This is a genomic window from Peribacillus aracenensis (assembly GCF_025175645.1).
GTDB lineage: Bacteria > Bacillota > Bacilli > Bacillales > DSM-1321 > Peribacillus > Peribacillus aracenensis.
Genome location: NZ_JANZMJ010000021.1, coordinates 44,092 through 56,746 on the forward strand (window position 1 = coordinate 44,092; position 12,655 = coordinate 56,746).

Below are 12,655 nucleotides of genomic sequence, written 5' to 3' on the forward strand. Positions count from 1 at the left end.
ATGCTATACACTCCCAAGTCCTATTAACAGACTTAAAATATAATAGTTTATATGTAAGAGGGCGATTATACGAATGCTGATCCTTCCGGTTATGTCTTACTGAAATTTAACAAAAATATATAAAAGTTCATGAAAACTTTACTTATATTTACAGAATTCTCATATTGATGTCAATATTCAGTAATACATGTTTGTTATAATCGATTGACGGTTTTAAAAGTGATTGGAAAAGGGTCTTCTAAAAATCCTTCATTTACAGATGAGTAACAGGCTGATTGAAGATGACTGAATAGTAGGAGTGAACAAAAATGGAGGAATCTATAAATCTATATGAGCTTACATTTAGTGAAAAAGATAGATATGTAATCATTACGAATGCTTATCCGCATGAAGATCAGTTATATCGGAATGGGTTTATCCATCGAAGAGTCAAGGCTTATCTGGATGAGGGTTTGAAGGTCGATGTCTTTGTTTTGCATCCTGCCTATAAAAAAGCAGAAAAGTATACGTATGAAGATGTGCCTGTTTATCGAGGAACTGAACAGCATCTGCGCATTTTCTTAAATCATAAAGTACATAAAAAAGCGCTCATTCATTTTGTTAATCCAAAAATGATACAAGCGATAAAAGATACGAACACAGATTTACCGATTATCACCTGGATACATGGATTTGAAACGGAGGCATGGCATAGGAGATGGTTTAATTTTCTTGAAAGCCCTGAAAGCTTGAGGAAGATACTTGAAATGTCGGAGGACTATTATATAGAACAGCTTTCTTTTATGAATTGGTTTTATCAAACGAATGAATTGGATACAACCTTTGTTCATATTTCCAAATGGTTCAAAGAACATATTGCGGAATGTGACGCAAGAACAGAATCGAAAAATTCAGTAATCATTCCTAATGTAATAGATGACAATCTGTTTACCTTTATGGAAAAGCCCGTTGAAAAGCGGACAAAAGTCCTTTCAATCAGGCCATACGCTTCACGAAAATACGCCAATGATTTATCGGTGAAAGCGGTGCTGGAACTATGGAAGAGACCATACTTCGATAAGTTGGAATTTGGATTTTATGGTGATGGGAAATTGTTCGATCAAACCGTTGAGCCAATCCGGGATTTTGAGAATGTAACGATTCATAAAGGTTTCCTATCTCAGGAGCAAATCGCTGCATTACATAAGGAGTATGGAATTTTCCTTTGCCCGACCCGTTTGGATTCTCAAGGTGTTTCAATGTGCGAGGCCATGTCCAGTGGGCTAGTGCCGATTTCAACAGATATCACGGCAATTCCGGAATTCGTTAAACACGACGTTTCTGGCCTTCTTACAAAACCTGAATCCCCTATCGATATTGCGGATGCAATAGAGCGCTTATATTACAACTCGGACGTATTTTTAAGAGTGTCAAAACAAGCTTCTCAGTCGATTCGTGAAAAATGTGCGGTAGATGTTGTTATTAAAAGAGAATTGGAGATTATCCAAGGTTAAATGAGGGGAGTTTTTTCAATATGGACGAACGAAACGAATATTGGAAAACTATGTATGAGGAACTTGAATTACAAATGAAAGACATGATGTCCATGACATTGGAGCTCATAGAGGCAAGTGGCACTGAAAAGCAAAAAATAATTGAGAATATGACAAAAGAAAATAATAGGCTGCGGGAAGAATTAGAAAAAAGAAAGATGGCCCAAATAGAAAATATTAAGCTTAACAAAGAAATGCGAAGACTTAAGTTATTAGAACACAAATTCAACGTTACATATGCAGGGAAATTCACGCTAAAATATCTTGCGCTTAAATCATCTATTAAAGAGCAAATAAAAAAATAAAAATTCATATCAGATTTCAGTCATTGGAGTGAAAACTTTGAATTCACATGAACTAGTTGAAAACAGAAAAATGAAGGTGCTTCTATTTGGCTTTATTGACATGAATTCAATGGATGGGTCTGCAGTATTTTTATCTTCCTTAGCATCGACCATTGCTTTAGATTCCAACATCGAAGTTGACTTACTTTTAGCTAGCCCGGTCAAACGTGATATCCTAATTCAGCCTCTTGAGAAATTTGATAATATAACCATTCTCAATCCTTTTGTTGATCCATTTTTTAGGGCCACCGATGATGAGTGGGTAAAAAAAGGTGTCATTGATTTTGATATAGCTGAAATGCTCATTTCACATTATTGGAGTCAAAAGGAATATGATTGGCTATTTGTAAGAAGCATTGAGACTGTTGAAAAAATAGCAAAGCATAAGCATATCATAAAGAATACATTAGTTTATGCTACAGGCTTGACTCACATAGGTCAGGATGTTAATGAAGAAAAATTTGAGAGCATCAAAAATATATATGATCAATGTGCGTATTTCTTATGTCAAACAGAAGAGATGTGCGATTTTGTCATTGAGATTCTTAATTTGAATAAAGAAAAAAACAAAGTTTCCCTGCTTACGCCGATGATACCGAACGTTGAATCAGCAGAAGGGCAGACCCGGTTAAAAAACAAACTTGTATATACAGGGAAATTCGACCCGGATTGGAAGACCATTCCCATCATTACTGCTTTTAAAGAATTAAAACGCGAGATTCCGAATCTGTCACTTGATGTAGCGGGGGATAAATTCAAATGGGTTAAAGATGATTCTCATTTTAAGGAAGAAGCGGCATACCTCCTTAAAAATACAGATGGGCTTAGATGGTACGGGGCATTGACAAGGGAGAATGCCCAACAATTAATCGTGAACAGTGATATTGGGATAACCTGGAGAAGTGAGGAAATGGACAGCAGTCTGGAACTGTCTACAAAGCTATTGGAGTATGGGATCTTAAGGAAGGCTGTAATAATGAATCCAACTGAAATGCATATAAAGCTTTTTGGCGAAGATTACCCGTTATATGCTGTTACAGAGAAGGATTTCCGTAAAGCTGTCAAATTAGCGCTATGTAATAAGGATATATATGAGTTTGCTGCGCAACGAATGTATCAAGTTAGCAGGCAGTTTTTATTTTCGGAAGCCATAAAAAAACTGCAAGGTCTATTATGGAGTAAACGTATTACAGATTATGTGAAGGAAAGCTCGGATATGTTTTATATTGATGAAGATGATTTTGATGAACTGAATAAGCTTGCACCATCAAAAAAAGTGAAAAAATTGCCTGCAGAGTTTAATGTTGACGAAGTTTTCACCTATATTGTCAAAAACATACCTGAAGAAATAAAACGAGTTGAAAAACTGTTTAAACTGTCTGGGTATGGTCGAATCACTTCGATGGAAAAATCAGGATGTTATTCATTTCTCCACATCCATAAAAGTTATGGAAACTTTGAACAAAATTTTCAAAATAACATGCCATATTTAAAAACGATAGGGTTTGAAACCTATGGCAATCCTAAATTAAAACCAAAAGATGTGGAAGTTTCAATGAAAGGACAGGCAATTGTCGATAATAAAAACAATGAAATTATAGTGAAAAATAAAGAATTGGTTAAAGAAGTGAAGCAATTAAAAAAACTGAACACAGTTCAGCTTAAACAAATTACTAAGCTGGAAAAACAAAACCTAGCACTTGGACGTAAATATGATTCACTTTCGAAGTCGAAAATGGGTAAAATGACATTCAAGTATTGGGATTTAAGAAAAAGGCTTAACTTTTAATAATGCAATGGCAGACACTTCTTAACTATATATTAGTCAAAAGAAAGCTCCTGAATGCTGCACGCTTACAGGGGCCTTTGTCATTTATATCGAGTAAAGTAGCAGGGATACTTGCAAACTTTTTATGTATGTTGTCGATTTCCTCAGTATGTATAAAGCTGCGTCATTTTACGATTTCATGAAAATTAAAACTAAAACACTACTCTTTCACCATTTACCTAATAGACCGATTATCCTTTAGTAGTGTTATAATATTCTGAAAAAGGAGGAGAGTTGATGGAGGAGAATGTGCTAAAAGCGATTCAAGATGATTATCCAGATGAATTTGCATGGTGTTATGGATGTGGTCGGTTAAATAAAGATGGTCATCATTTTCGAACGGGTTGGCAAGGCGAACAAACAAGGACAATTTATACACCACGTCCAGAGCATATCGCAATTCCAGGATTTGTTTATGGTGGCTTGATTGCATCGTTAATTGATTGTCATGGGACAGGTTCAGCTGCACTGGCAATGCATCGTAAAAATGGGCATGAAGTTGGAGATGGAGTGGAGCCTCCCAGGTTCGTGACAGCTTCACTGAAAGTGGAGTTCGTAAAGCCAACCCCAAATGATGTGCCATTAATGGCCGTTGGGAAAATTCATGAAATTCATCCTAAGAAATGGAGAATCGAAACAGAGGTATTTGCGATCGATAAACTTTGCGCCCGAGGCGAGGTTGTCGCCGTGGTGATGCCAAGTACGTTTACAAGCAAAGAGTGATCGAACTCTTGGAAAAGGTCATTAAATAAGCTAATTAATATGAACGCAATCAAAAGGGAAGTAAGATTTTGCAAAGGGCCGTCCAATTATTTGGACGGTTATTTAGTGTATCTGAGTATCCATTTCAAGCATGTTATCGCTATAAAGCGGCATGTAGCTGGAAATCACAAACGAAATATCAAAGATATTAATATACTTACATTATAAGCAAAGGGAGGTCGCAGAATGAAAATAAACGTAGAGATAGATGAGGAGATCAAGGCGATAGAGGTGCTTATCCGCAATCATGAATGGAATGAGGAAGTTCAGGAACTGATGGAGCGCTTGAAGGGGAGGAAAAGACCGTATTTTGTTGGTAGAAAAGAAGAAATGCAGCATGTCTTCCGGGCAGAAGAAATTATCTGTTTGTTCACAGAGCAAGATTCCATAATGGTGCGGACGAAACAGGGTACTTTTGAAATGAAAGAAAGGTTATATGAACTGGAAAGGGACCTTCCTGGTAATCAATTCGTGCGTTTGTCCAAGTCAGTGATTGCCAATTTGGATGAGTTAAGCAGATTCGAGGCATCTTTCAACGGTACCTTATGTGTGTATTTCCGATCAGGGGAAAAAGAATATGTTTCTCGCCACTATGTTCAAGGGATCAAGAAAGCATTTCAATGGAAAAGGAAGGGATTATGATGAAAACACTATTATTCCGTAGCTTTGCTGGGATTTGCCTTGGGGCACTCGTGATGGTGCTGACGTGTTTTGGAGTGATCGCTTTTGGGGAGGTCACAGCATTAGACAGTGAAATATTTGTAAAAAACGCAATAGGCTGCTTATGCTGTGGCTGGTTCTTCAGCACGGCAACAATCATCTTTGAAAATGAAAAATGGAGTTTATTATCTCAAACCATTCTGCACTTCCTGACTGTCAGCATCCTTTACTTCCTATTATCCTTCTTTGTTGGGTGGATTCCATTCAGCTTAAAAGGATTAGCTATAGGAATTGGGATTTTCATACCATTCTATATGATCATTTGGATCATTTTCTATCTATATTTCCGCCATCAAGTGAAGATATTGAATGATGGACTTAATAAAAGAGAGAATTGAGCATGGATTGATCAGTTAGAGAGGTGTAAAGCTGATCCGCAAGAAAATAAAGGCATTTTCGTATAACCCGCCGGCTTCATGATGCTTCATCAACTGCAGTATGTTCAATTGGAACAACAGTTAAAGCTGCAAAACGAACTTACCATTTGACTGAACAAGAACACCAAAAAGGATAATGGGATCAGGTGCCATGAAGATACCGTACCAACTTAAACTGAAACCCTTATACCTGCTCGATCTATAGCAGGTCTTTTTATTTTCATTTTTCCTATGACATTTCTCCATTTGTTTGACCCCCTTTGGATTTAAATAAAGAGACACCGTTCGCTGTTGTATCGGTGTCTCTTTGTATTTTATCGTCTTTCTATCATTAACATTTCATCATAGATTAAGTTCTGTCTAAGCTCAGTCGCTGTTTGCATGGATATTTGCTCATCTTCAACCATTTGCTGAATGATATCACGTTCGATTTGCATTGCATTCAACTGAAAATGACTCACCATCTCTTCAAAGCGATTAGCTTCTTTTTCACTTAATGTTCCGAATGGATTCAAATAACGATTATATCTTTGAATGACAAGCATGACTTCATGACGGTTTTCAGGTGTAGTTTGTTGTTTGATCAATGAAATAGCTTCCTTTGAAGCTTCTTTTTGGGCTTTACGGAACTCCCGTATAAGGTCAGCATTTTTAACGATGGAGTCCTCCAATTTAGCTTCCCATTTCTTATCCCATTTGACATTGATCTTTTTCTTGAAAAGAATGGCCTGCAAATTGATCCAAGCCCTTTTCAGCGAAGATTTTTGCATATAATTTAAGGTTCTTGAAATATACACTTTATAAAGTTCAAAGGCTGTTTGCGATATAGTCCCTTTTTCGACTAATCCAGAAACGACCTCCAATTCCTTGTTGGAACCAATCTCCACTAAATCGCGTATTGTCCGATTATCCGGTCTATTCGTTATTCCCCGCTCCAAATCTATCAGTTGTTCATTTAAATCTTCCATCACTTGATGGACTGCTTTCTGATTATCGATGGTTGCTTCTTTGCTCAGCTGTTCGATCGTTTTATTTAAAATAATTTTATTAGCCTCCTCAGGGGTTAGGCGCTCATCTTTGAATACAACCGGTGTCTTTACCAGTAATGGCAAGAGAACCGTAGCCAATAAGACGCTTAATAATATGACGCAAGCTGCGATAAACAAGACTGTATTACGCATCGGGAATAAAGTGTCATCCGGCATGAAATATGGTATGGATAAAGCTGTAGCCAATGTGATGGTACCATGAATGCCGCAAACGGATGTCAAAAATGCAAATCGGGATTTTGAGACATAATCATCATCGGTATTTTCGCTATCTTCTGGATGAACCCTTGACATGATGAATTGCTCTAAGGGATTCACTCTGTTTTTCGTGAAAGTATCATGCAAAATGTATACCCAAATAAAACGGATCACCAATAATAAAAGAACAATCAAAACACTTATCCAAAAAAGATTACCCCTATTTAGGTCGGACTCAATTTCCTGATAAACACTCGGCAACATGAATCCTAATAAAGCAAATACAAGTCCATTCAAAACATAACCTAATACAGACCATGTATTAGTTGATACAATTTGCAATTTAGTTGTGGAACTCTGAAGGCGGTCCCGCTCGATGCCATGGATTACACCTGCAGCAACCACTGCCAAGATTCCGGATACATGGAATTCCTCAGCTGCCATATATATGGCAAAAGGCGTAATCAGTTCAATAACAATGGACATGGAGATTTCTTCAAGTCCATGAACCCGTAAAAATAATCGTAATTTAACGATTAAATAGCCCAATAGGATACCTATAAAGATACCGCCTAAAGCTACAAATATAAAATTTAGCGAAGCATCTTTTATAGAAAATACCCCAGTTAGGGCAGCTGTCAAGGCAACTTTAAAAGCAACGATTCCAGCAGCATCATTGAAAAGTGATTCACCTTCAAGGATGGGCATCATATTTCCGGGCAATTTCAACCCTTTTGTAATCGATTGTACCGCTACGGCATCTGTAGGGGTAATCGTTGCTGCTAAAGCAAAAGCTACAGCCATCGGCATATCGGGTATTAACCAGTGGATGAAAAAACCTCCTGCAAAAACAGTCACGAACACTAACCCAAAGGCCAATAACAGAATAGGTTTACGCAATTCAAGCAATTCTTTACGGGACGTATTTTTTCCTTCTGTAAAGAGCAGCGGAGCAATGACACAGATCATGAATAATTCTGAGTGAAAATCCAATGATAATTGAAATGGCAATAATGAAAGCACAGCTCCCATGGATATCTGATATATCGGCAGTGGAATACGAGTCCATATGGCATTTAATATTGTAGCGATTATTGTGGAAACTAATAATCCGAGCAATGTGATTAAGAATGACATAGAATCTCCCTTATCTTCTAATGTTTTAGTCTGCTTGCCCATGAATCTTCTATAAAGAGATAAAAAAGAAGAGGTATTTTAAAGCGAATATCCATCCTTTAAAAAGTATCCCCCACTTTATGGCCTTGCATATCTTGGTCAAAATCCATACTTAAACAGAGGCAGTATTTTTCACTAGCCTCGGTTTTTGATATACCCCTTTGTTATTAATTACAAACAGGATATCACATAGGATTACGGTTTATTCAATATCAACTTATAACATAACTTTTCAATTTGCTAAATATAAGTTCATGCTGAGTTTATGATTTTCTGTATAAAATACCCTTAATGAAGAAACATAGAAAAATGGAGTTAGAGCGACCTGCAAAAAAATGGGGGTAACCAGCTTGATTCGTAATGTTGGCAAATTGTTAAGAAAAAAGAAAGAAAAAAAATCCCTGGTACAAAATGATTATCTGGATTCCAAACCTGCAGATTCACTTGATGCGAATTTCAGTCAAAATGTAGAAACACTTCGTTCTGTTTATGATAATTGCTCGGATGTCATGTTCCGCTCGTTCTTACTTTTCGGAAAGACGCGGGCGATGCTCATTTACATTGCGGGACTCTCAGACATCGAGGCGATAGAGCAATATGTGCTATCCCCACTCATGCAGGAGTCATCAAAAGAACCACAACCATTAAATGAGTTTATTGAACATAAAATGCCCGTTCCTAAAGTGGTAAAAGTGAAATTGTTTGCGGATTGCATTGAATCGATTTCCTCTGGAAACCCGATCCTTCTATATGAAGGGGGAAGCGATGGATTTTCTTTAGGATTGTCCAAATGGGAAAAGCGGGCGATTGAAGAACCTGTGGCAGAGGGGGGAGTTAGGGGGTCACGAGAGGGATTTATTGAATCTCTAGAGGTAAATACTTCCCAATTGCGACGTATTATCAAAAGTCCTGCCCTTAAAATACAATCTATGAAGATTGGAACTCTTACCAGGACGAATGTTTCGATTGCTTATATAGATGGACTTGCGGATAAAACACTGATTGAAGAGATTTCAACACGGTTGGAACGAATTAAAATAGACGGTATTTTAGAAAGCGAGTACATCGAGGAAATGATCGAGGACAATCCGTTTTCACCTTTCCCTCAGATCATGTCGACAGAACGGCCGGATGTAGCCTGTGCCAGCTTGCTGGAGGGACGAGCTGTCATTCTTGTAGAAGGAACTCCTTTTACTTTAATTGCACCAATATCCTTCTTTTCTTTAATTCAATCACAAGAGGATTATGCTCAACGTTTTATGGCAGGCACCTTTATCCGTTGGTTACGATACTTTTTTATGGGATTATCTCTTTTGCTTCCTTCACTTTATGTTGCTATTTTAACGTTCCATCATGAGGCGGTCCCAACCGCACTCCTGCTAAGCATAGCAGCATCCCGGGAATCGGTCCCTTTTCCTGCAATAGTAGAGGCATTGGCTATGGAAATTACGTTTGAAGCACTAAGGGAGGCAGGGGTTCGATTGCCGAAGCAGGTAGGTTCTGCCGTCAGCATTGTTGGAGCGCTAGTGATTGGTCAAGCTTCCGTACAAGCGGGCTTGGTTTCAGCGCCAATGGTCATTGTGGTTGCGATTACGGGAATCGCTTCTTTTATGATGCCTCGCTATATTGCCGGAATTGCTTTCCGGATGCTGCGTTTCCCAATGATGTTGCTTGCCGGTACCTTAGGGCTGCTTGGCATCATGATGGGAATCATCGCCATAGTCATTCACTTATGCAGCTTACGTTCCTTTGGCGTTCCATACTTAGCGCCACTGGCGACGTTAAAAGGTAAAGAGCTGAAAGATGTGCTGTGGAGAGCCCCTTGGTGGATGATGGATACACGCCCGCGTCTCACAGGGGATTCTAATGTATACCGTCAAGCCCAGGACCAGAAACCAAATCCAAAAAGGGGGAGTGAAACGGAGTGAATAATAGCTGGAAGCGAAAAAGGATCTCGGAGAAAGGAAAGAGGCGTCATTTCATGAAAAGCGTCCTTCTTTTGCTCGTTATTTGTGGAACGACCCCTTTTCTAAGCGGTTGTTGGGATCGAATAGAAATCACTGATTTGGCGATTGTCACAGCAGCCGCCATCGATAAGAAGGATAATAATCAAATCGAACTATCCGTCCAAGTCTTCATTCCAAGTTCCATAAGCAGTGGAGGCAGTTCAGGAGCGACCAGCCAGGGAGGGAGTGCGGTTACGACATTGGTTAGAAGTGAAAAAGGCCCCAATATTTCAGATGCATTGTCTAAGCTTCAAAGCAAGATTCCGAGAAAAGTATTTTGGGGACATTGTAAGGTATTTGTTTTCGGTGAAAAGTTAGCGATGGAAGGAATTCAAGAGCAGCTGGATTTTTTGCTGCGTCATCCTCAGCCAAGAGAGAGAGCAAATGTGTATGTCAGCAAAGGGAAAGCAAAGCCTATCCTTGAATCTTTGCCGCCCCTGGAAAACTATTCAGGGGAAGTGCTCAGAGAACTATCTGATTTACATATTGGGATGCTGGTCACACTACAGGATTTAGATGAAATGTTAACAGGTAAACCTCAAGCTGCCGCACTTCCAGTCGTTAAAATATTGCCGCCGGGGAAAGGGCAAACAAAATTACAGGGAATTCCTTACATTTTCGGGACAGCCGTTATAAAAAAGGATAAGATGACCGGGATGATGACAGAAAAAGAAACAAGAGGGCTGTTGTGGTTAAGGGATGAAATGGAATCATACACCGTGACCTTTCAACCCAAAGGTGTGAAAGGGGAGATTTCTTTGAATCCAGTGACGGCTCAAATCAAGAAGATTCCGCAATTTCGAAATAACAAATGGAAATTGTTGGTGAAGGTAAATACAGAAGGAGCTGTTATACAAAATGGAACGAATTTAAACCTTTCAAGTCCAAAAATGCTAAAAGCTGCAGAACAAGCATACCAAAAAGATATAGAAGATCGCATCAAGATGGCTTTTCTGCATACTCAGGATAAGAAAGCGGACATTTTAGGGTTGGGTAAAGATTTCTATAGGAAATACCCTAAACAGTTTAATAAGGTCGAAAACCACTGGGATGATATATTCGCTGAGATGGAAGTGGAAATCGATGTTGCGGCCCATATTCGAAGACAGGGCTATATAAACAAACCGGCAGGTTTGTCTGAAAATGAGGTGAAGGACAAGTGAGATGGGGGGCCTTTTTGTGTACAACCGTGATCGTAGCTTTAATCATTTTGTTTGAATGGCCGAAAATGAAAAAAAATCCCAAAAAAGATAAAGTGGCATTTCTTACACTGCTCCTCACTGGCTTGGTTCTGTCCATGTTCAATCTCCCGCAGATGTCAGGACCCACTCAATGGATGGAAACTCTTTTCAGGCCATTTGGAGAGTTTATGGAAAAGTGAATCTGTTGCGGCATTAAATTCATTCCATTAAAGAAAGGAGGGAGCAAATGGAGAAAGGAAAAATTTCATCTTTGCAGATGGCATTCATGATGTATCCGACGATTGTGGCAACGGCTATGCTCGGAGTTCCAAGCATCACTGCCAAATATGCCAAAACTGATTTATGGCTTTCCCCCATTTTTGCTGCGCTAATAGGGTATCTGACGGTGTATATTGCATATAAACTGCATAAAATTTATCCAAAACAAACGGTTTTCCAATTCACTGAAAAGATCATTGGTCTGATTCCGGGGAAAATTCTCGGTTTCTTACTTTTGTTTTTTTATATCCAGAACACGGGGATAATCGTTAGAGACTACGCGGAATTTGTTGTCAGCTCTTTTCTGGTCAATACCCCTATTAGTGTGATCATGGCATCGATGGTGCTTTTGTGTGCTTTCATCGTACGCGGGGGAATAGAGGTGTTGGGGCGAGCTGCTGAGTTGTTTGTACCGGTTTTTATTTTTCCAATCTTTATCTTAATCCTCTTGCTGATTCCTGACTTTGATTTTATGAATATATTCCCGGTATTGGGTAATGGCTTAATGCCCCCAATCAAGGGCGCGATTGTACCGGGAGGATGGTACAGCGAGTTTTTTCTGATCATTTTTCTTCTTCCTTTTTTGGCGGATATGAAAAAAGGGATGAAATCCGGGATGATGACTGTATTTGCCGTGATGATGACGTTAATTGTGGTGAATCTTTTGGTTCTTTTTGTACTAGGGGGAACAACACCCTCAAAAAATTATCCCTTGATGAATACATCTCGATACATTAGTATCGCCCACTTTTTTGAACATGTGGAGTCCGCCGTCATGGCGGTATGGGTAGTAGGGGCGTTTTTGAAAATTTCCGTATTTTATTATGTATCTGCTTTAGGTACGGCGCAGTGGCTGAATCTTTCCGACTATCGGCCCATTGTATGGCCGATAGGGATTTTGATTGTCATTTTCAGTTTTTGGTCGTTGCCTAGCTCAATAGATGTTAATCGTAATGATAACATGGTATTCCCTTTACAAGGAGTCTTGATGCAAACGATTATTCCTCTGATATTGTTGGTGATTGCGGTTGTAAGGAAAAGAAATCGTAAAGGAACCGAAACTAGCTGAATGGGCGTTTTTTTGCTAAATATCCTATCGATAAGGTGCTATCTATGTCCATACTCGTGCAACGGGGGTAGAACCAACTGAATGGATTGCATCTTTTTTTAGCCGTTTGAAGAGTATACGAAAAAGTGAATCTA

Annotated in this window: 12 protein-coding genes; 10 read left to right on the forward strand and 2 right to left on the reverse strand. The window is 38.9% G+C overall.

Annotated elements, in window-relative coordinates; translation table 11 throughout:
- Positions 1–308 precede the first annotated feature (308 nt).
- The 6 genes from N0M92_RS19260 to N0M92_RS19285 all read left to right on the forward strand — a co-directional run bounded on the left by N0M92_RS19260 (position 309) and on the right by N0M92_RS19285 (position 5,524).
- Positions 309–1,493: a glycosyltransferase family 4 protein gene (locus N0M92_RS19260; RefSeq protein WP_260287345.1), complete on the forward strand. Its 1,185-nt coding sequence runs from the start codon at positions 309–311 to the stop codon at positions 1,491–1,493.
- A 20-nt stretch (positions 1,494–1,513) separates the two neighbouring features.
- Positions 1,514–1,837: a hypothetical protein gene (locus N0M92_RS19265; RefSeq protein ID WP_260287346.1), complete on the forward strand. Its 324-nt coding sequence runs from the start codon at positions 1,514–1,516 to the stop codon at positions 1,835–1,837.
- A gap of 37 nt (positions 1,838–1,874) precedes the next feature.
- The gene (locus N0M92_RS19270; RefSeq protein ID WP_260287347.1) at positions 1,875–3,665 is read left to right on the forward strand and encodes a glycosyltransferase family protein; all 1,791 of its coding nucleotides are present in this window, start codon (positions 1,875–1,877) and stop codon (positions 3,663–3,665) included.
- Positions 3,666–3,941: 276 nt separating this feature from the next.
- Entirely contained in the window at positions 3,942–4,427 is a 486-nt protein-coding gene (locus tag N0M92_RS19275) for a PaaI family thioesterase (protein WP_192207930.1), read from the forward strand.
- 225 nt (positions 4,428–4,652) lie between these two features.
- On the forward strand, positions 4,653–5,108 hold the full coding sequence (locus N0M92_RS19280) for a LytTR family DNA-binding domain-containing protein (RefSeq protein WP_260287348.1): 456 nt from the start codon (positions 4,653–4,655) through the stop codon (positions 5,106–5,108).
- The gene (locus N0M92_RS19285; protein ID WP_260287349.1) at positions 5,108–5,524 is read left to right on the forward strand and encodes a DUF3021 domain-containing protein; all 417 of its coding nucleotides are present in this window, start codon (positions 5,108–5,110) and stop codon (positions 5,522–5,524) included. The genes N0M92_RS19280 and N0M92_RS19285 overlap by 1 nt, the downstream gene beginning before the upstream one ends.
- Positions 5,525–5,644: 120 nt before the next feature.
- Here N0M92_RS19285 and N0M92_RS19290 read toward each other — a convergent pair whose 3' ends face one another.
- Positions 5,645–5,809, reverse strand: coding sequence for a hypothetical protein (locus N0M92_RS19290; protein ID WP_260287350.1), 165 nt, complete (start codon positions 5,807–5,809; stop codon positions 5,645–5,647).
- 68 nt (positions 5,810–5,877) lie between these two features.
- The gene (locus tag N0M92_RS19295; RefSeq protein WP_260287351.1) at positions 5,878–7,947 is read right to left on the reverse strand and encodes a Na+/H+ antiporter; all 2,070 of its coding nucleotides are present in this window, start codon (positions 7,945–7,947) and stop codon (positions 5,878–5,880) included.
- A 389-nt stretch (positions 7,948–8,336) separates the two neighbouring features.
- Between N0M92_RS19295 and N0M92_RS19300 the strand changes: the two genes are divergently transcribed.
- The 4 genes from N0M92_RS19300 to N0M92_RS19315 are packed head-to-tail and all read left to right on the forward strand — an operon-like array spanning position 8,337 to position 12,521.
- Positions 8,337–9,914, forward strand: coding sequence for a spore germination protein (locus tag N0M92_RS19300; RefSeq protein ID WP_397443882.1), 1,578 nt, complete (start codon positions 8,337–8,339; stop codon positions 9,912–9,914).
- Positions 9,911–11,155: a Ger(x)C family spore germination protein gene (locus tag N0M92_RS19305; RefSeq protein ID WP_260287352.1), complete on the forward strand. Its 1,245-nt coding sequence runs from the start codon at positions 9,911–9,913 to the stop codon at positions 11,153–11,155. Before N0M92_RS19300 ends, N0M92_RS19305 begins: the two co-directional genes overlap by 4 nt.
- 14 nt (positions 11,156–11,169) lie before the next feature.
- Positions 11,170–11,373, forward strand: coding sequence for a hypothetical protein (locus N0M92_RS19310; protein ID WP_260287353.1), 204 nt, complete (start codon positions 11,170–11,172; stop codon positions 11,371–11,373).
- Positions 11,374–11,420: 47 nt separating this feature from the next.
- Positions 11,421–12,521: a GerAB/ArcD/ProY family transporter gene (locus N0M92_RS19315; protein ID WP_260287354.1), complete on the forward strand. Its 1,101-nt coding sequence runs from the start codon at positions 11,421–11,423 to the stop codon at positions 12,519–12,521.
- The last annotated feature ends 134 nt before the right edge of the window (positions 12,522–12,655 follow it).

Coding starts and splice junctions, on each gene's coding strand:
- N0M92_RS19260 (WP_260287345.1), top strand. CDS start 309: ATGGAGGAATCTATAAATCTATATGAGCTTACATTTAGTGAAAAAGAT.
- N0M92_RS19290 (WP_260287350.1), bottom strand. CDS start 5,809: ATGGAGAAATGTCATAGGAAAAATGAAAATAAAAAGACCTGCTATAGA.
- N0M92_RS19265 (WP_260287346.1), top strand. CDS start 1,514: ATGGACGAACGAAACGAATATTGGAAAACTATGTATGAGGAACTTGAA.
- N0M92_RS19315 (WP_260287354.1), top strand. CDS start 11,421: ATGGAGAAAGGAAAAATTTCATCTTTGCAGATGGCATTCATGATGTAT.
- N0M92_RS19285 (WP_260287349.1), top strand. CDS start 5,108: ATGAAAACACTATTATTCCGTAGCTTTGCTGGGATTTGCCTTGGGGCA.
- N0M92_RS19275 (WP_192207930.1), top strand. CDS start 3,942: ATGGAGGAGAATGTGCTAAAAGCGATTCAAGATGATTATCCAGATGAA.
- N0M92_RS19280 (WP_260287348.1), top strand. CDS start 4,653: ATGAAAATAAACGTAGAGATAGATGAGGAGATCAAGGCGATAGAGGTG.
- N0M92_RS19295 (WP_260287351.1), bottom strand. CDS start 7,947: ATGTCATTCTTAATCACATTGCTCGGATTATTAGTTTCCACAATAATC.